Below are 18,750 nucleotides of genomic sequence, written 5' to 3'. Positions count from 1 at the left end.
GTAAAATATAACACTCTAAATAGTGAGTGAATAACTGCTAAGATATCAATTATTCATTTAATTTTCTCAATAATTATCAATTACTTTTCAGGTAGTCTAATAATGAACAGTGTCTATTTCTCACCTAAAAAACAAGAAATTCAAAATGTTCTACTACTGAACCCTCATCAACGATATGACTATTTTATCGGCAAGGTTGCGGATTGGGAGCAAGTATGGACACTGGGTAACCATGAGGGTTTAGTCACGGCACAAGATGATAGTCAGTGTTTATTTTTACCGTTATGGGCCGCAAAAGAGTATGCCGAATTATGTTTAACCGATGAATGGGTCGGATGTTCCCCGCTTCCTATGACGTTGGAACATTTAATGACGGAAATATTACCTGACATGGCGAGCGCCAATATTAAAACGGCAATTATGATGCTACCTAATGGCAAGGGTACCCCGATATTTGATGCTCAGAGCGTGCTCGATGACTTACAAGAAGAGTGCCAGCAATATGAGTAAAAGGCTGCGCATTGGCAGCCTCATAAAAAACTCAAAAACAAAACTTACTGTTCAACACCCGTCGTCACGGTAAATTGACGGTTTTCCCCCGCCTCCAACCAAATCAGCGTTTGGTTATTTTTCGCAGCAATAAACCCTTCAGGGCGACAGGTTGCTGGTAACACGAATGCCCCCACTTTTTGATCTCCATTATATAAAATCCAGCGAGTCGCATAATTCAGTTCATTGGCTTTAAAGCGGGTCACAAAGGTATTACCCGCTGGCGAAGTCATCTTAAATTCAGGATTTGCCGTGTATTGGCTCAAATTGTCCATAAAGAAAACAATTTCAGGGTCACACATTTGCGGCTGATTCAGCTGATTAAGTGTCACTTCGCCTGACTTAAGCGCTTGGTTAAAATCGAGCCATTTTTGAGTTGGATGCACATGTCCCGGAATGGATTCACGCAGCTTAATCGCCTGTTCAGGAATATTTTGCGTTAAAGTGGCGTCGTCCACATAGGCATAGTTCATATGGCACATATATTGAAGCGGCATTGGCACGGATGCCAAGTTAGTGACGGACATATGAATATCAAACAGAGCGCTATCGGTATGTAATTGCACAGACGGCGCGGCACGATAATGATGGCCAAAGCCCATCACATACTCATACTCGCCACACACTGTAAGGCTGTTTTCCGTCAATTCAAGCCATGCGTTATCCATTGGTGCGCAAGGCATTTCCCCGTGTAGTGGATGGTTATCTTCTGGTGATGGGCAACCATTACTGATTAATCCAGAATGGAAGGCGAAGCAGCCATAGGTTTCAATCACAGTTGGAACAGGCTTAGGTTCTGAAAACATATTTTCCATTTTCAGATTTTGCCCGCAAAACTCAGCATCCCAAATCATCTGCCCTAAAAATGGCAAAATGGTTAAGTGCCCCTGCGAGTTTTCAACACGCAGCCCTTGCACGCCAGATTGATAGACAAATGCGGAAACGGAAAACTGGCTATTTTTCAGAACTAAGGTCGGTTTTTCCGTAAATAAGCGTTTATGTAACGGGATAATTGTGTTCATTGTCATACTCACGGTTTGAGGTAAAGATGGGGTAGGCAGGAAGCCTACCCTGAGTCACAGTTTATTATTTGGCTTGTTGTTTAGCTTTAAAGCGACGTTCGCCAACGAAGTAAATTCCTACGTAGACGAAGCACAACATGGAAACTAAGAAAGAGAGTTGCAGAGAGTGAGTGATATCCGCGACATAGCCTTGGATAGCAGGTACAACTGCCGCACCAACAATCGCCATGACAATCACTGCACCCGCCATTTCAGTATGCTCGTTGTCGACAGTTTCCAAAGTACCCGCATAGATAGTTGCCCAGCACGGTCCAAACAGGATGCTCACCAGTACAGCTGCATACACCGCAGTGAAGCTCGGCATAAAGGCCACATACACCAGGAACAGCACACCAATAATTGAATAGATAATCAGGACCTTATCCGCGTTAAAGCGAGTCATTAAGATGTTGGCAATAAATTTACCGATAAAGAAGCAGGCGAAGCTGTACACCATGAAGTTAGAGGCATCACGCTCGTTGATATCCCCCATTTCCAGCGCTAAACGGATGGTGAACGACCAAACGGCAACTTGCATTCCCACATATAAGAACTGGGCGATGATCCCTTTTCTAAAGCGACTGTTTTTAGCTAAATATTTTAAGGTATCTAGTGCAGAAGGACGTTTATGTTCCGCCGTTTCTGCCACTTTGCATTTCGGGAATTTAGTCAGTAAAAACAGGATCATCACAACCACCAATACCATGATCATATAACGGTATGGCTCAAGGGTGTTTTCCAGCATCGCTAAGCGGAATTCATGGATTTGCGTCGCATCCATGTTTGCCATTTGGTTTTGAAGGCTTTCCCCTTCAGAGAAGACCAAATATTTACCTAATAAGATCCCGCCTGCGGCACCAATTGGGTAGAAGGTTTGGCTGATGTTCAGACGCAGAGTCGCGTACTGTTTTGGACCAATCATCGAACTGTAGGTATTCGCTGCGGTTTCAAGGAAGCTTAAACCAATCGCGATAGCAAAAATCGCGGCTAAAAACATGGTGTAAGTCGCCATATGAGACGCAGGGAAGAACATGGAACAACCCGCGATATACAAAATAAGCCCGATCATAATCGCGTATTTATAACTGGTTTTTTTGATAACCAGTGAAGCTGGAATGGCAATCAAGAAGTAACCGCCATAGAACGCACTTTGCACTAATGCAGAGGCAAAGTTACTGAGTTCGAAAACGCTTTTAAACTGTGTGATTAAAATATCATTCAGTGCTGCTGCACATCCCCAGAGCGGGAATAAGCAAGAAAGTAGGATAAATTGGAATATAGGTGTCTTATTCAGGTACCCATCAGGTAACTGAGTTATATTTTTGATGTTCATATTAACCCTTAATAATTTTTATTATATTTTTAACCGGTTAAACGGGCTTTTTGCTCTAATGGCAACCTTCATTTCAACCGGTCATGCTCAACATCATTCAAATTCAGAGCAAATATTGTGGGTACAGGTAATGCTTCTGGTGCTTGAAAGATGATGCGTACTAATTATTCAACTGCACAAACTCACTGAACTGCTCGATGCTTGGGTAAGACGATTGCGTGCCTTTTCCAGTTACGCTAAAGGCTGAAAACAGAACCGCTTTTTTCATCGCTTCTTCGATATTTCCGGTATGAACATAGTAATGAGAGAAGCAACCAATGAATGCATCCCCAGCCCCGCTGGTATCAATCGCGTTCACTTTGATAGCGGGAATGAATAGCTCACTGTCGCGAGTCATCCATAGCGCACCTTTATCACCTAAAGTGACAATCAGGTTTTTCAGGCCTTTGTCTAACAGGGATTGCGCAGCACGACGCACGTTATCCATGGTATCCACAGGCATATTGGTCAGAATTTCTAGCTCGGTTTCATTCGGTACAAAGAAATCACAACGGCATGCGTAATCTAAATCCAGTGCGCGTTGTGCTGGCGCTGGGTTAAGCAACACAGGGATGTTGTGCTTATTACCAAAGGCAATTGCGTGGTAAACCGTTTCCAGCTGCACTTCCAGCTGCAATACGATCAATTTACATTTTTTCAGATCTTCCGCCGCGCGGTCGATATCTTCAGGGGATAAAAACTTATTCGCCCCTTTGACGATCAAGATGCTGTTAGATGAGTTTTGATTCACAAAAATCGGTGCGACGCCGCTCGAGGTGCAAGGCACTTTTTCTACATAACGCGTATTGATGCCGTAAGACTCAAGATTACGAATAGTGTTATCCGCAAAAATGTCGTCACCGACCTTAGTTAGCATAATGACTTTGGAGTTTAATTTTGCTGCGGCAACAGCTTGATTTGCCCCTTTACCGCCACAACCGATTTTGAAGGCTGGGGCTTCGAGGGTTTCCCCTTCTTTAGGCATTTGATCAATGTAGGTGATCAAATCGACCATGTTTGAACCGATAACTGCTATATCCATAATGTCCCTCGTGTTAAATAAATCACATAATGATATAATCATAACATTATCATGTTGCAAAAATATCATTTGTGATTAGGATCTCGAATAACGAATGATCAAGTGTTATATCTGCCACATTTCCTCATTCTTTGTTACCTATTCCACATCTATTCTGAAAAACGTCATATAGGAAGGTTTAAAATGCAAGATTTAGCGAAATATATTGATCACACTTTATTGGCTGCCAACGCAACAGTTAACGATATCAAAACGTTATGTGCAGAAGCCGCAGAGCATCACTTTGCCTCTGTGTGTGTTAACACTGGCTATGTACCATTGGCAAGCGAATGTTTAAAAGATAGCGATGTGATGGTGTGCTGTGTTGTTGGTTTCCCATTAGGCGCATGTTTAACAGAAGCCAAAGCGTTTGAAGCAGCTGAAGCAGTGCGCCGTGGTGCCGATGAAGTGGATATGGTCATCAACGTAGGCATGCTGAAAAGCGGTGATTTAGACTTTGTTCGTCAAGATATCGAAGCTGTTTTTGCGGCTTGTGGTAAGGCAACATTAAAGGTGATCCTCGAAACTTGCCTGTTAACTGATGAAGAAATCACACAGGTTTGTGAAATTTGCCGCACAATTAACGTTGGATTTGTGAAAACTTCAACAGGATTCAGTACAATGGGTGCCACTGAGCATCACGTCGCTTTAATGCGCAAAGTGGTTGGTAATGAAATTGGCGTCAAAGCATCCGGTGGCGTACGTACGCGTGAAACCGCAATTAAGATGATTGAAGCTGGTGCTAACCGCGTTGGTGCAAGTGCGAGTGTCGCTATTGTGACGGGAGAAAATACCACTCCAAGTGACTACTAAACAACGGGGCGCGGTTCGTCCGCGCCATCATAAAAAGGATTGCAGGGTGATAGAAACTAAACAAAAAGAACGCCTTCGCCGATTAAGTGAATGTATTAAACGTTCAGGACGCATTCATCTTAAAGAAGCCGCGAGAATACTCGAAGTCTCTGAAATGACCATTCGCCGAGATCTCAATGCGGACACCGAAGGCCCTATCCCAATGTCACTGCTTGGTGGCTATATTGTTTCTGTCACTCAACCTACCGCTTTAGCCCCTCACGAACCCCATGCCGATATTTTCACGCCAGATCAAACTGAAGAGCTGTATATCCCAAATTTAGCCGCCAGTATGGTCAGTGAAGACGATGTGATCTTTTTCGACAATGGCATCGAAATGGCGACCTTAATAGCCTTAATCCCAGAAGAAATTAGCTTTACCGGAATTTGTTATTCTCATAACGTTTTTCTCGCATTGAGCCAGAAAAAAAATGCCACGGCGCTACTGTGTGGTGGGGAATACCGCCCAAAAAGTGATTCTTTTTACAGCCCAACGCTGCCTTCGTTATTAGATTCCATTAACCCCAAAAAAGCATTTATGTCCGCCACTGGCGTTCACAGTGCGTATGGGGTGACTTGCTATAATCTCGATGATTTACCGATGAAAAAGAAAGGCATGGAAAAATCTATCCGTAAGATTTTATTAGCGCCTTACAATCTGTTTGATGAAGTGGCGACCGCCAATATGGGCGAACTATCCCAGTTTGATGTGATTGTCACAAATCGGCAACTCAGTGATGAATACGAAACATATTGCCGCAATGGGTTTGTGAAAGTGATTTACTAACCTGATGCTACTTATTCAAAAAATCGACACGTTTTCCTTATGCGTGTCGATTGCTTAAAAACTAAATCCGCACCGTCAAATAATCTTCCGCAATCTGCGTCTCAGGAAACTCAGCTTGGCACTCCGCCAGTAAACGCGGAATTTCATCCGAGCCATAACGTCCACTAATGTGCGTCGCAATAAACCGTTTTACCCCCGCTAGCTTGGCTAGCTGCGCAGCTTGACGGGTCGAAGAGTGCCCATGTTCATTGGCTTTCGACTCCAGCGCCACTTCTAGCGTAGTCTCATGCACCATCACATCAGCATTTTTTGCCAATAACAACGCATCTGGCGTTGGGATGGTATCCCCAAAAATCGCCACTACTTTACCTGCAACTGGCTCACCAAGGTAGTCAGCTCCATTCACGGTGCGACCATCTTCTAACTCAATCACTTCGCCCTTTTTCAGCGCCTGCATCCAAGGCCCGCGAGGGATCCCATCTTGCTCCAGTTTTTGCACATTTAGCGCCCCCGGTTTTGGATGTTCTTCAATACGATAGCCATAACATTCTACTCGGTGATCCAACCGATACGCAGTGACGACCATCTCCCCATCATCAAATAACTTACCTGCCTCAATTTCTACAATTTCAAGAGGATAAGTCATATAGGAGTCGCTCACTGATAAAACAGTTTCCACATACTGCTTCAGCCCTTTTGGCCCATATAGCGTCAAGGGATCCGTCGTTCCCCCCATAGAGCGGCTACACAGCAATCCTGGCAACCCAAAAATATGGTCACCGTGTAAATGGGTAATAAAAATCTTCTCGATTTTGGGTGTTTTAAAAGGGCTGTTTAAGATTCGGTGCTGAGTACCTTCGCCACAGTCAAAGAGCCAGTAGCTTTTACGGATACCGACTAAATTTAATATCATACTGGTGACATTGCGCTCTTTTGTTGGCACACCTGCGCTAGTACCCAAGAAAGTCAGCTCCATCATAATTCCTTGTTTTATCGTTGTTATTATTTAAATCTGATTGATTTTATTCCAATCCAATCCAAATTTAGCTAAATACTTTCGCAGCCGGTCGGCATCATTCGGCTGTTTTTTCTGTTGGCGAGACACCGCAAATAACGTGCGCCCAGCTTCTGATAATGATGAAGATTTTCGGCACACATCCAGTACGGTGGCTAACTGCTGCTGTTCAAACAGGTCGATTTCCCCCACTTCGGTAGGAAGCTGTAATTTAGATTTCGGCTGCCACTGCTGACTCAGGCGCTGAATTTCTTCTTCCACCACAGACTGCGTAATACGCCCTCGTTCGGCGAAGGTTGCCATACGGGAAATTGAAGCGCCTAATTCACGGAAGTTACCTCGCCATGCAGCTTGAGGGGAGCAAGCAAACTGAACATAAAGTTGACGTGCTTCTCTATCAAAACGGATTTGGCTCTGCTGCGCTTGGCAGAATTTTGCCAGTTCATAATCGATATTCGGCTCAATATCCTCACGGCGATCCGCCAGCCCTGGCAGCGCAAACGTCCACATATTAATACGGGCGAATAAATCTTCGCGGAATTTTCCCTCTTCCACCCACTCGGCAAGGTTGCGATGGGTGCCAGCTATCAACTGAAAATCACTTTGAATTTCACTGTCCGAACCAAATGGGAAAAAGCTTTTTTCTTCAATGGCTTTTAATAGCATTGCCTGCTCATCAAGCCCTAACTCGGCAATTTCATCCAAAAATAAAATGCCGCCGTCGGCCTCTTTCAGTAACCCTTGGCGTGGGTTAAGTGCGCCCGTAAATGCGCCCTTCACATGCCCAAATAACGTGGACATCGCATTATCACCGCGCAAGGTGGCGCAGTTAATCTCCACAAAACGCCCTTTGACTTGATGGCGCCCTTGGCGTAACTGATAAATTCGCCGAGCCAGAAACGATTTACCTGCCCCCGTTGGACCATTGAGCAAAATCGGCGCTTTAGAGCGCAGTGCCACACGCTCGATTTGCCCAATCATGGCATTAAACGCCTGATTACGGGTGGCGATCCCCGCTTTTAAGAATGCCAACTGAGTTTGCTGCTGGCTATCAAAGCGGCTGGTGATCTGCGCATAACGGCTTAAATCAAGATCAATCACCGCGTACATACCCACAGGATCGGTTTCCCGTTCCCCGCGAGTCGGTGAAGTTTGGAGCAATTTTGCAGGCAGATAGTGGGCTTCCGTCAACAAGAACCAACAGATTTGTACCACGTGGGTGCCTGTCGTGATATGCACCAAATACTCTTCGTTTTCTGTGTCGAAAGGGTAGTCCGCAGAAAAATCCAGCAGTGAAGTGTAGACCTCTTCAAAATCCCACGGATCCGCAATATCCACTTCACGCAGTATCACCTCAGTTTTCGGTGATGCCTGCTCAATATCTTCTTTCACCCGGCACGCGAGCGAGTAGTCGTTCACCTGATGAATTAGCTCAAAACGGTGAATATCTAAATCTGCTTGCTGGCACAGCCCCACAGTAGGGCGCCATTTTTTCCAGCGATTGGCTTTTTTACCGCGTCTATCAAGCACAGTCCCCAATACGCCAATAACCACTTTTCTTTTTTGATTCATATTTATAAATATTTATAAGTTACGATATAAAAATATATAAATAAGCATAAGTCATTCTGATAAACAATGGCACCGGAAAAATCATAAAAATAATTAAATGTTAATTATCAATTAATTAAAAATATTTAATGGCATTTTTAGAAAGTTGGCACGCATCTGGCAATAGTCTGACTGTCCACTACCGGAATTTGTCAGAACTTCAGTTCTACCGGTGCAGACATGGTGGCTAGCCCCACTTCATGGTCTGTATTCCGCCGTTGGTAAGACCTATCTGGTAATAGCATGCGCTATCGGGTTCGAGTCCCGACATTCAAAACCAAATGAATAAAACGTGGTTGCCGTTTCGCCACACAGTGTTATCCGAGTCATCGCACCGGGCATTGAGCAAAACAGTAGACAGCCGTATGGCGCTCGATTGTTTCCCTCCTCGCTTCGTCGATGATTTCGATAACACCTCAATAAATAAAAAGGAAAATAATAATGACTAAAATTAACGTGGCACAGGGATACATTGCACTGACTTCACACAAAGGCGACTTCAAGCAACTGTTCGTGGCTGGCGAACATCGCCTCTATGATTTATTTAATAAACTGACAGTGACTCAATTTGAACTGAATAATGATCCGATCGAAGAGAAACTCTCTGAACATTTACGCCAGTTTCACCCTGATTGGGTTGAAGAATACTGTGTGGATATCACTCTTGCAGATGATGAAATGGGCTTTGTTTATTTGCATAACAGCTTGAATGAAATTTTAGCGCCCGCGACGCGCCGACTGTACTGGAAAACGGGCAATACCTTGCGCATCGAAACCCAATCTACGGACGATGTGGTTATCAACCCAACATTACTGGCGCGTTTGGCGGGTAAAAAACGCATCAAAGGTACCGATCTGGCGTTAATCAGCCAAGTTCCTGCATGGCATGAAGGTATCTTCAAATTAGATGGTGAAATTCAATCCATTTTGCAACCCGGCACTTACGGCTATTGGAAGATTTGTCGCAAACCTGAAGTGGACGTGATTGATACCCGATTACAGGCTTTGGAAGTCAGTGGTCAGGAAATCTTGACCAAAGATAAAGTGACTTTACGTGTTAACTTATCGGCAAACTGGCGCTATGCCGACATTCTGTTGGCGTTATCCAAATTGAGCCAACCGGTAGATTATTTATATCGCGAGCTGCAATTTGCCCTGCGTGAAATTATCGGCACACGTACCTTAGATGAACTGTTGGAAAACAAGCAGTTAATCGACCAGCTGATGATGGAGCATGTGGTACAAACCGCCCTCACCTTCGGTTTAGAAATCGATAGCATTGGCGTGAAAGATATTATTTTACCGGGAGACATGCGCACCATCTTGTCTCAGGTAGTAGAAGCCGAAAAATCAGCGCAAGCCAACGTGATCCGTCGCCGCGAAGAAACCGCCGCCACCCGTTCACTGTTGAATACCGCCAAAGTGATGGAAAACAACCCTATTGCCTTGCGTTTGAAAGAGCTCGAAACCTTAGAAAATATTGCACATCGAATCGACCAAATTTCCGTTTACGGTGGATTGGACCAAGTATTAAACGGATTGGTAAAAATTAAGGAATAACAATGAATAACAATAACTTTAACCAAATCATGCAACCTAATAGTGCGCCAGTAAAAATGTGGACTCACGGAGTCCCTGTTGACCCTGCGGCAGTGACCCAATTGCAAAACACCGCAAAAATGCCGTTTATCTTTAAACACCTCGCAGTGATGCCGGACGTGCATGTGGGTAAAGGTTCCACTATCGGGAGCGTGATCCCAACCAAAGGGGCGATTATCCCTGCGGCGGTTGGCGTGGATATTGGGTGTGGAATGATTGCGGTGCGTACATCGCTAACCGCATCGGATTTGCCAGATAGCCTGCAAAATATTCGTTTTGCCATTGAAGCGGCAGTACCTCATGGGCGAACCACTCATCGACACGGTCGAGATAAAGGCGCTTGGCATCGTGCCCCTGATATTGTGGATACCCACTGGGCGCAGCTAGATGAAGAGTTCAAACGCATCTGCGATAAGTACCCGAAGCTACGTGGGACAAACCATTACAACCACTTAGGGACGTTGGGAACAGGGAACCACTTTATTGAGCTGTGTTTGGATGAGCAAAACCGCGTTTGGGTGATGCTACATAGCGGGTCTCGCGGCGTGGGAAATGCGATTGGTAACTTGTTTATTACCTTGGCGCAAAAAGATATGCAGCAGCATATCGCCAACTTACCCGATCGCGATTTGGCGTACTTTCAAGAAGGAAGTCAATACTTCAACGACTATATGGAAGCCGTAGGTTGGGCACAAGATTTTGCCCGTCATAACCGTGAAGTAATGATGCATCGCGTACTGGAAGCGCTATCAAAAGAAATCACCAAACCGTTTATGACCCAGCAAGAAGCCGTAAACTGCCACCATAACTATGTGCAAAAAGAGCAACATTTTGGTGAAGAAATTTTGGTGACTCGAAAAGGGGCTGTATCTGCCCAAAAAGGGCAAATGGGGATCATTCCAGGCTCAATGGGAGCCAAAAGCTTTATTGTTCGCGGTCTAGGAAACGAAGAGAGTTTTTGCTCATGTAGCCACGGCGCAGGGCGCGTAATGAGCCGAACAGAAGCTAAAAAACGTTTTTCCGTGAGCGACCAAAAGATAGCGACCGCCCATGTTGAGTGCCGAAAAGATAGCGATGTGATTGATGAAATTCCAATGGCGTATAAAGACATTGATGCAGTTATGGCAGCCCAATCATCGCTGGTAGAAATTGTGCATACGCTACGCCAAGTAGTGTGTGTGAAGGGGTAATACCCCCTTTAGGAGTAAAAAAGATGAAAAGTAGCAGCATGGAAAAAATGAGTGATGGCGTATCCATGCTTATGCAAGAAAGGATACGTGAAACATTAAGCGAGATAGAACGCACTCACCAAGTCAAAATATTATTTGCCTGTGAATCCGGTAGTCGTGGTTGGGGATTTGCCTCACAAGACAGTGATTATGATGTGCGCTTTATCTATGTGCATTCCCTCGATTGGTATCTGACACTCGATAGAAAGCGTGATGTGATAGAAAAGCCGATTGACGACGAGCTAGATGTGTCGGGTTGGGAATTATCAAAAGCCTTAAAACTGATGCGTAATTCCAACCCCGCATTAATTGAATGGTTACAGTCGCCGATTGTTTATCATAAAGATGAGGACTTTTTTGCTCAGTTAGAATCATTGGCTGAACAATTTTACTCGCCGTTAAAGGCGCGTTATCACTATCTTTCTATCAGTAAAAGGAACTTACACACTGATTTGAAGGGCGAAGAAGTGAGATTAAAAAAATACTTTTATATCTTACGGTCAGTATTAGCTTTGCGATGGATAGAGAACCATAAAAATATGCCACCGATGGCTTTTCGTGATTTAGTCGCGGCATGTGTGAGACAAAAGGATGTATTAACGGAAATTAATACGCTGCTAGAGATAAAAGGTCGAGGCAAAGAATGCCTGTATGGTGCTCGCAGACCCGCTATTGATGCCTTAATCCAAGAAACCATAGACAGCATGGAACGCTACCAATTTCCAGAGCCGTCTTGTAAAAATAGTCGCCTGTTAGATGCGTTCTTACAGAAAACCATCTTAGAATTTAGTGCTAAATAGCGTTTCTCGTTATCAAACAAAGGGCATCGATTTCGATGCCCTTTTCACTATTCCACGCTATTTATCGCCAATTCTCACTTTTTACCACAGAGAATTTCCCTGCCCCTAGTAACGCAATCGCCAGCGCACTCACAAAGAAATAAACGATACTCTCAATCGCCCATGCCCCTGTTTTATCCAGTAAGAACGTTTTATCTAACCCCACCATTAACCATGCAACAACCATCGTGAACGCCACTAACAATGCAGATGGTCGGGTTAAAATACCCAACACAATAAAAATAGGAGCGACCACTTCACCCAAAATTGTGCCGTAAGCAATAAATTCAGGTAAACCATAAGAGGCTAACAACCCTTTGATGCCACTCGCACCTGTTAGCAACTTGCTCATTCCGTGAAATAGCATTAACCCACCCACAGCTAAGCGCAACAGCAATTTTCCTGCGTCTTCATGTGACAAACAACGATTGAAAAGTCCGACCATTTTGCATCCCCCATCTCTCTACGTTATGTTACTTATCATTATGGTTCAAAAATCAGAAATGAGAATTGTTTTAATTTTCATTTTATTCATCTATATCAAGGTAATTCTAGTTATTTTTAATCCACTATTTCTTATTCAAAAATAGAGTTTATGCTCTCTTTTCTTGAACTAATTTTTTGAACTCCATAACTCAATGGCAGTTAAATTGAAAAACACCTCATCAAAAATTAACCATATAATTAATGAGACTAATTACTCAATAAATTTTTAATTAATTAAACAAAAATATTAAAAAAATAATACTCTTTTTACTTGTTTAAATATTGAAGATAAATAGAAACAAAAAAATCCAGAATAAAAATAAAATAGAAACAAAATCACAAAATAAAATATTCCTTATATTATCTATACTTAACTAAGTAACATCACTCATTACAAGCAAAAATTCAGCACATTGAACAATAAAGAATAAAAAATACAGAATTTTACTCCGAAAATTTGAAATCATTGGATTTATAAACCTATTAATTCCACTTTACATATCTTGAAGATCTTTAAACCTTGTCTAAGCTTAAAAAGCTAGTTAATTCTGACTCGCAAAAAAAATCACTTATTTTAATTAATCGAGAACCTCGATGGGGTTAATTATGCCTAGACATATACTTTCTCTATCAATACTGTCCTTATCCGTGTTATCTGGCTCAGTAATTGCTGCCACAAATAGCCCTGGAGGTATTATTTCTTTCTCCGGTGCAATTAGTGATACTACCTGTACGATTAATGGTAATAACAGCGCTGATATGTCGATTGCTTTAGATCCGATTATATCTTCTGATGCAGGAACAACGGCAAGTACAGTTATTACAAAAAACCAAAAAGCCTTTGGGCTTACCTTTTCAAACTGTGCAATTGTTGGTGGAGGTACGCCAGCAGGGACATTAAAACTTCACTTCTCTTCAAGTAATATTTCGCCTTCAGGCCTGTATTTAATGAATACAACAGTGAACGAAAATGATCCGGCCGTTGCTCGTAACGTGGGCTTTAGCTTGTCACAGACTGGATCACCAACCGTTGCTATTCCATTAAATACGACCTTTGATACTCAGTTAACCGCAGCCAATACCACTTCAGCTGCGGGTGCAACATTGAACTTAATTGCTAGCTACTACAAAACAAATGCGACTGCCGCATCTGTCGGTGCGCTGCAATCAAACGTTGTTTATACCGTTTCGTATCTATAACAATAAACTCAAGCTAGGTTCCTCTGAACCTAGCTTTTAGTGAGAATTTATTATGAAAATAAAACTATTATTCTTACTTCTTTTATTATTTTCTAAAGAAACATTTTCAAACGTTATTATTACAGGAACAAGGATTATATATCCAGAAGCTGCACAAAGCATGTCTGTGCAATTAACTAATAACAGTAACACACCGTCATTAGTTCAATCATGGATTGATGATGGTAATATAAACTCAACACCTGAAAATTCAGATGCACCATTTTATCTTTATCCTCCTATTATCAAAATAGAGGGTTTACAAGGCCAACAATTAAAAATTAAAAAAACAGACAGAAAACTTCCAGATAATGTTGAAAGTGTTTTTTATTTAAATGTCCTAGATATTCCTAAAGCGCCAGATTCAATGAAAGGGAAAAATGTCATTCAATTAGCGGCGCGTTCAAGAATAAAATTATTTTATCGACCTAAGGGATTAACTGAATTACCTGAAAATATCACGGACAATATTAATTACCAGCTAAATAATAACGGTATTGTCGTGAATAATAACTCCCAATACCACTTTACTATTGCTGCTATTACAACGCCTGAAGATAAAAAAACAGCGCTTGTTGATTCAGAGATGGTTCCACCACACACATCCAAAACACTGCCTTTAAAAAAGCAGTTAAAAGGTAGCAATCTTATTCTGACTTATGTTGATGATTATGGTGTTTTCAAATCTAAAAACCTTCAGCTTTAACAGAAGAAACCATCATGAAAAAAGAAAATTATCTCTACATCCTTATTTTAATAGGGCTACAGACTTATCTAAAAAATGCATTTGCAGATGAATTCGATACCTCCCTTTTGGTGGGTGAATCTGCGAAAGGAGATATTTCTCGTTTCTATTCTGATGGACAAATTCCAGCGGGCAAGCAGCTTGCGGATATCTATGTTAATCAGGTTTGGAAAGGGCAGTTTGACATCAATGTTGAAGACAATGGTAAGCAGATCAGCCTTGCGCAAAGTGATGTCCCTAAGCTCGGTTTAAAAACCACACCTAACCAAGTAGATCAGCCTGAGAATAACGCATATGTTCAACTCAGCTCACTGGCACCCAATTTACATTACCAATTTAAAATCAGCGAATTACGACTAAACATTACCGTTCCACAAGTGTCGATTAAACAATCTGAATCTGGTTATGTCGATCCCAGCTTGTGGCAACATGGCGTACCCGCCATTATTTTTGCTTACAATACAAACTATTACAGCTATAAAGAAAAGAAACACGAAAAAAGAAATAATGAGAATTTCTATGCCACCCTCAACTCGGGTGTCAATTTAGGTGCGTGGCAATTTCGTGATGAATCCAGTTATCGCTATTCATCCCATGGCTCGCAAAAATGGCGCAACAACACCCGCTATGTATACCGCCCAATCAGCCAGATTAATTCAGGACTAAAGGCTGGCGATTTTTATACACCAACAGCGCTATTTAATAGCATTCGTATGCGAGGCATTATGCTCGCCACGGAAGTGGGCATGTTGCCAAACTCAAGCCAAAACTTTGTTCCTATTATTCGGGGCGTCGCACAAACCAATGCCTTAGTCACCGTTTATCAAAATGGGTATTTGGTCTATCAAGAAAACGTGCCGCCAGGAGAGTTCGCATTTAACGATATTCAGCCTAGCGCGGGAAGTGGTGATTTATTGGTGGTCATACAAGAGGCTGATGGTCGAAAAGAGTCATTTTCTGTTCCCTACTCCGCCGTACCCGACATGCTCAAAGAGGGCGTTTCCAACTATAACGTTCTTGCTGGGCAAGCAAAAATCGACAATACCTCATACCAACCTAAATTTATTCAAGGTGAATATCATTACGGCTTGAATAACTTAGTGACACTCTATTCAGGCGCTCTACTCAGTGAGAAATATTATTCCGCCGTCATTGGAAGTGGTTGGAACTTTCGCTTTGGTGCTATCTCGGCGGACGTCACTCACGCCAAAACTAAATTGGATAGCGGAGATAAAAGTGGTCAAAGCTATCGTTTAACCTACAGTAAATTTATTGATGCCACCTCGACCAGTTTAACTCTCGCCACATACCGCTATTCCACTAGCGGCTACTATAGCTTTGTTGATTCAATCTACTCCCATGATAACTACAAAGCATGGCAGCGATATCAAGACGAGAATGCCAACCAAATTGGCAATAATAACAATTCAGATCTCTCGTTAAGCAACTTCGATGCCTTACGTGGCTCACGGGCGAAAAATACCTTCACCCTTAATTTGAATCAGCAGCTTGGCGACGGTTATGGCTCTGTTTTTGTTTCTGGTACCCATCGTGATTACTGGAACACTCACGGCAGTAGCCGAGAATATCAAGTCGGTTATGCCAACAACTACAACGACATTTCCTACAACGTATCCGTATCACGGGTGCGTAATTATGATAATAAAGAAGAAACTCGCGTTTATATGAATATCAGCGTTCCCATTAGCCTATTCGAAAAACGCGCTAACGTTAGCTTAGGTAGCTATTTTACTGACTCTCACTATGAACAAACAGCTTTGAGTGTCAGTGGCATCGCGGGGAAAGATAACCAAGTTAATTACACCGTGACTGGCACGAATCAGTCTGGGGGTAATAATGTCCTCGGTGGAAATATTACCTATAAACACCCTTACACCACATTATCCGGTTCTTATACCGAAGCGAATGATTATCGTCAGGCAGGATTAGGCGCTCGAGGCACCTTGGTCGCTATTCCTAACCATATCGCCTTATCGGGTGATACTGGAGATACCTACACCATCATTGATGCCCCAATGGCCAATAATATGATGGTAAATGACGATAAAACCACGCTAACCAATCAGCGAGGTGTGGTACTAGTGACCAACAGTACCCCTTATCGCGCTAACTCATATACCCTCTCTGATACCGAAAACACGGCAGGCGCTGAAGTGCTCGGAAATATGGCAAACATCAGCCCGTACCAAGGCGCAGTTAACTACATCAAGTTAGAAACAGACACTCGACAAACCTTTATTTTACGCGGTGAATTAGCCAATGGTCACAGCCTGCCATTCGGTACTGAAGTCGTCGATCCACAACAGCAAAATATTGGATATGTTGGGCAATCTGGCGTGCTGTACCTTAAGAGTGAACAGCTACCTTCAGCCTTACACATCAAGCTGAAAGGGGAGAAAGAGTGCGTGATCCATCAACCAGTTAACACGATGGATAAAGGTAAAAACCGCTGTCAATAAAGGAAAATCCAATGAAAAAAACCACATTGGCACTATTATTTTCAAGTTTACTTGCCGTCAGCCAGTATGCTTCCGCTAACTGCCGACAAGCGTCAACCGTCACGGCATCCCCTATTGCTTTTAATTTATCAAACGATTTAACCAGCTCATCGACTGTCGTGACCAAAGACTCTCGAACCATATTTTCCGGTACATTTACTTGTACCAATAATGGATTACTCCCCAATGTCGTAGGTATTGCCTCACCATTTCAAGGTCGAAAAGCGACCGTAGGATTTAATGGGGGTAAGCAATTAGTCGAAGTCACCGTCACCCAATTAGAAAAAAATAATGTGTCAAACTTGTCCCCCGGTCCCCACAATGCCAATGAACTCAATGTAAATTTCACCATGCAATTTACCCTAGTGACCGTCAAACCAAGCTCGAACTATATTGAAATTGCAGGAAGCACCGCAACCATTAACCCCGTTGTTTTTGCTTCGGATGCATCCACTTTAGGTCTTGTACAATGGCTTCTTGATGTGGTGGCTAGGCTCTTAGCATTTTTACTGGGATTTGTATGGACAACTCAGCCTGATGATATCTATTTACAACCCGTTCAAGTGACTTATAGCCCTATTACCACCACCTGTAACTTTTCAAACCAAGGTTTAGTCGTCACTCTGCCCCCTGTCAGCATCAGTACCGTCAAATCAGCAACGCGCGCAGGTTACACTCCCTTTAATCTCAACTTCACTTGCAGTGATTTTCTTGCGGGAGGCAACGCATCAAGGGATATCAGTATTTTCTTATCCAGCAGCAGCTTACTCCCAGCAGATAAAACCACCATGAATAACACCGCCAGCCAAGGCGCTGCCGGTGTAGGTTTTAGACTCGTGATGGCGAGTAATCCTAATACGCCTATCACTCTATCCAATAGCGTGTCAGCACAAAGTACTGCAACGTCTATATTCACTGTGGCAAAAGGAAGTCCCATTTCCCCATCATTTACCCTCAACATGGGGGCTTACTATTACCCTTATACCCCTGCCATCGTGACGCAAGGCCCTGTATCCAGCACCGCAACTGTGGTCATGTCTTATAATTAGAAGGATGAAAAAATGCGGTATATTCAAGGGATTATTTACGGTTTTATGTTGCTCCTTCTCAGCTCACAGACGCACGCGAGCTTAATACTCAAAAAAACGCGTTTGATTTACTTAAGCGACCAAAAATCTGCCAATATTCAAACCGTTAATGACAGTGAACACGCAAGCTTAGTACAGAGTTGGATTGATGAGGGCAATATCCATTCCACCCCTGAAACAACAGAGGCGCCGTTTATTGTGACGCCTCCTGTGACCAAAATCGCCGCTCATGATGGCGCGCAATTACGGATTCGATTTATTGGTGGGGATTTACCGCAAGATAGAGAATCCGTTTTTTACCTGAATGTACTTGATATTTCACCAAAACCTCAAAATAAAGAAGGAATGAATATTATCCAGCTGGCGCTACAAATTCGTATTAAAGTTTTTTATCGACCCGCTGCGCTTGCCAATGGCGTAGAGTCGTTTATCAATAACGTGAGTGCGTTACATTCCGAGAATCAGCTTTCGATTAAAAACCCCACCCCTTATTTTTTGAATATTTCACAGCTCTATTATGAAAATAGCCAAAATACCCCCATCGCAAAAAGCGTTATGATCCCACCCTATTCAACCGAAAAGCTCGAAGGAAGTCATTGGCAAAATGGCAAACTTATTGCGGTGTATATCAATGATCAAGGTAGCTTAGTCACCCATGCTTTAAGCGTAAATTAGATA

17 protein-coding genes are annotated in these 18,750 nt (G+C 42.9%); 11 read left to right on the top strand and 6 right to left on the bottom strand.

The features are described 5' to 3' along the window. The first annotated feature begins 102 nt into the window (after nt 1–102). The gene (locus HFU86_RS03100; protein ID WP_187128710.1) at nt 103–510 is read left to right on the top strand and encodes a DUF2750 domain-containing protein; all 408 of its coding nucleotides are present in this window, start codon (nt 103–105) and stop codon (nt 508–510) included. Between the two features lie 44 nt (nt 511–554). On the opposite strand, the gene HFU86_RS03095 is transcribed toward HFU86_RS03100, so the two are convergent. The 3 genes from HFU86_RS03095 to rbsK all read right to left on the bottom strand — a co-directional run bounded on the left by HFU86_RS03095 (nt 555) and on the right by rbsK (nt 4,024). Next, complete coding sequence (locus tag HFU86_RS03095; RefSeq protein WP_187128709.1) at nt 555–1,571, bottom strand: aldose 1-epimerase family protein; 1,017 nt, start codon at nt 1,569–1,571, stop codon at nt 555–557. Between the two features lie 64 nt (nt 1,572–1,635). After that, nucleotides 1,636–2,943: an L-fucose:H+ symporter permease gene (gene fucP, locus HFU86_RS03090; protein ID WP_108479327.1), complete on the bottom strand. Its 1,308-nt coding sequence runs from the start codon at nt 2,941–2,943 to the stop codon at nt 1,636–1,638. A 160-nt stretch (nt 2,944–3,103) separates the two neighbouring features. Beyond that, entirely contained in the window at nt 3,104–4,024 is a 921-nt protein-coding gene (gene rbsK / locus HFU86_RS03085; protein WP_006663306.1) for a ribokinase, read from the bottom strand. A gap of 183 nt (nt 4,025–4,207) precedes the next feature. On the opposite strand from rbsK, the gene deoC reads away from it, so the two are divergent. Both deoC and HFU86_RS03075 read left to right on the top strand, forming a co-directional pair. After that, the gene (gene deoC, locus HFU86_RS03080; protein ID WP_036955058.1) at nt 4,208–4,876 is read left to right on the top strand and encodes a deoxyribose-phosphate aldolase; all 669 of its coding nucleotides are present in this window, start codon (nt 4,208–4,210) and stop codon (nt 4,874–4,876) included. Nucleotides 4,877–4,922: 46 nt separating this feature from the next. Then, nucleotides 4,923–5,702, top strand: a complete 780-nt coding sequence (locus HFU86_RS03075; protein WP_132497167.1) for a DeoR family transcriptional regulator — start codon at nt 4,923–4,925, stop codon at nt 5,700–5,702. A 61-nt stretch (nt 5,703–5,763) separates the two neighbouring features. Here the strand turns inward: HFU86_RS03075 and rnz are convergent, their stop codons facing one another. Together rnz and rtcR are read right to left on the bottom strand one after the other, a co-directional pair. After that, nucleotides 5,764–6,678, bottom strand: a complete 915-nt coding sequence (rnz, locus tag HFU86_RS03070) for a ribonuclease Z (RefSeq protein WP_187129814.1) — start codon at nt 6,676–6,678, stop codon at nt 5,764–5,766. Between the two features lie 30 nt (nt 6,679–6,708). After that, nucleotides 6,709–8,289, bottom strand: a complete 1,581-nt coding sequence (rtcR, locus tag HFU86_RS03065) for an RNA repair transcriptional activator RtcR (RefSeq protein ID WP_187128708.1) — start codon at nt 8,287–8,289, stop codon at nt 6,709–6,711. Between the two features lie 480 nt (nt 8,290–8,769). Between rtcR and HFU86_RS03060 the strand changes: the two genes are divergently transcribed. The 3 genes from HFU86_RS03060 to HFU86_RS03050 are packed head-to-tail and all read left to right on the top strand — an operon-like array spanning nt 8,770 to nt 11,956. Then, on the top strand, nt 8,770–9,888 hold the full coding sequence (locus HFU86_RS03060) for a slipin family protein (protein WP_187128707.1): 1,119 nt from the start codon (nt 8,770–8,772) through the stop codon (nt 9,886–9,888). 2 nt (nt 9,889–9,890) lie between these two features. Continuing rightward, nucleotides 9,891–11,117 (top strand): RtcB family protein, encoded by a 1,227-nt coding sequence (locus tag HFU86_RS03055; RefSeq protein ID WP_132497170.1) that lies wholly within the window; start codon nt 9,891–9,893, stop codon nt 11,115–11,117. A 23-nt stretch (nt 11,118–11,140) separates the two neighbouring features. Further along, the gene (locus tag HFU86_RS03050; RefSeq protein ID WP_442959158.1) at nt 11,141–11,956 is read left to right on the top strand and encodes a nucleotidyltransferase domain-containing protein; all 816 of its coding nucleotides are present in this window, start codon (nt 11,141–11,143) and stop codon (nt 11,954–11,956) included. Between the two features lie 61 nt (nt 11,957–12,017). Here the strand turns inward: HFU86_RS03050 and HFU86_RS03045 are convergent, their stop codons facing one another. Continuing rightward, a complete protein-coding gene (locus HFU86_RS03045; protein ID WP_132497171.1) occupies nt 12,018–12,440 on the bottom strand; it encodes a DoxX family protein in 423 nt (140 codons plus the stop codon). A 647-nt stretch (nt 12,441–13,087) separates the two neighbouring features. On the opposite strand from HFU86_RS03045, the gene HFU86_RS03040 reads away from it, so the two are divergent. The 5 genes from HFU86_RS03040 to HFU86_RS03020 are packed head-to-tail and all read left to right on the top strand — an operon-like array spanning nt 13,088 to nt 18,747. Continuing rightward, nucleotides 13,088–13,681, top strand: a complete 594-nt coding sequence (locus HFU86_RS03040; RefSeq protein ID WP_006663314.1) for a fimbrial protein — start codon at nt 13,088–13,090, stop codon at nt 13,679–13,681. 52 nt (nt 13,682–13,733) lie between these two features. Then, nucleotides 13,734–14,426, top strand: coding sequence for a fimbrial biogenesis chaperone (locus HFU86_RS03035; RefSeq protein ID WP_132497131.1), 693 nt, complete (start codon nt 13,734–13,736; stop codon nt 14,424–14,426). Between the two features lie 14 nt (nt 14,427–14,440). After that, nucleotides 14,441–16,945, top strand: coding sequence for a fimbria/pilus outer membrane usher protein (locus HFU86_RS03030; RefSeq protein ID WP_187128706.1), 2,505 nt, complete (start codon nt 14,441–14,443; stop codon nt 16,943–16,945). Between the two features lie 11 nt (nt 16,946–16,956). Continuing rightward, the gene (locus tag HFU86_RS03025) at nt 16,957–18,033 is read left to right on the top strand and encodes a fimbrial protein (protein ID WP_132497129.1); all 1,077 of its coding nucleotides are present in this window, start codon (nt 16,957–16,959) and stop codon (nt 18,031–18,033) included. A gap of 12 nt (nt 18,034–18,045) precedes the next feature. Then, the gene (locus HFU86_RS03020) at nt 18,046–18,747 is read left to right on the top strand and encodes a fimbrial biogenesis chaperone (RefSeq protein ID WP_187128705.1); all 702 of its coding nucleotides are present in this window, start codon (nt 18,046–18,048) and stop codon (nt 18,745–18,747) included. The last annotated feature ends 3 nt before the right edge of the window (nt 18,748–18,750 follow it).

This window comes from Providencia sp. JUb39 (assembly GCF_012272845.1).
Taxonomy (GTDB): domain Bacteria; phylum Pseudomonadota; class Gammaproteobacteria; order Enterobacterales; family Enterobacteriaceae; genus Providencia; species Providencia lanzhouensis.
The sequence above is the reverse complement of the archived record's forward strand: the minus strand, read 5'-3'. Positions and strand labels throughout refer to the sequence as shown.

Bases quoted from the DNA above. Each gene is read 5' to 3' on its own strand.
- HFU86_RS03025 (WP_132497129.1), top strand. From the start codon at position 16,957: ATGAAAAAAACCACATTGGCACTATTATTTTCAAGTTTACTTGCCGTC.
- HFU86_RS03045 (WP_132497171.1), bottom strand. From the start codon at position 12,440: ATGGTCGGACTTTTCAATCGTTGTTTGTCACATGAAGACGCAGGAAAA.
- HFU86_RS03040 (WP_006663314.1), top strand. From the start codon at position 13,088: ATGCCTAGACATATACTTTCTCTATCAATACTGTCCTTATCCGTGTTA.
- HFU86_RS03095 (WP_187128709.1), bottom strand. From the start codon at position 1,571: ATGAACACAATTATCCCGTTACATAAACGCTTATTTACGGAAAAACCG.
- HFU86_RS03050 (WP_442959158.1), top strand. From the start codon at position 11,141: ATGAAAAGTAGCAGCATGGAAAAAATGAGTGATGGCGTATCCATGCTT.
- deoC (WP_036955058.1), top strand. From the start codon at position 4,208: ATGCAAGATTTAGCGAAATATATTGATCACACTTTATTGGCTGCCAAC.
- HFU86_RS03060 (WP_187128707.1), top strand. From the start codon at position 8,770: ATGACTAAAATTAACGTGGCACAGGGATACATTGCACTGACTTCACAC.
- HFU86_RS03035 (WP_132497131.1), top strand. From the start codon at position 13,734: ATGAAAATAAAACTATTATTCTTACTTCTTTTATTATTTTCTAAAGAA.
- HFU86_RS03055 (WP_132497170.1), top strand. From the start codon at position 9,891: ATGAATAACAATAACTTTAACCAAATCATGCAACCTAATAGTGCGCCA.
- rbsK (WP_006663306.1), bottom strand. From the start codon at position 4,024: ATGGATATAGCAGTTATCGGTTCAAACATGGTCGATTTGATCACCTAC.
- rtcR (WP_187128708.1), bottom strand. From the start codon at position 8,289: ATGAATCAAAAAAGAAAAGTGGTTATTGGCGTATTGGGGACTGTGCTT.
- HFU86_RS03030 (WP_187128706.1), top strand. From the start codon at position 14,441: ATGAAAAAAGAAAATTATCTCTACATCCTTATTTTAATAGGGCTACAG.
- rnz (WP_187129814.1), bottom strand. From the start codon at position 6,678: ATGGAGCTGACTTTCTTGGGTACTAGCGCAGGTGTGCCAACAAAAGAG.
- fucP (WP_108479327.1), bottom strand. From the start codon at position 2,943: ATGAACATCAAAAATATAACTCAGTTACCTGATGGGTACCTGAATAAG.
- HFU86_RS03020 (WP_187128705.1), top strand. From the start codon at position 18,046: ATGCGGTATATTCAAGGGATTATTTACGGTTTTATGTTGCTCCTTCTC.
- HFU86_RS03100 (WP_187128710.1), top strand. From the start codon at position 103: ATGAACAGTGTCTATTTCTCACCTAAAAAACAAGAAATTCAAAATGTT.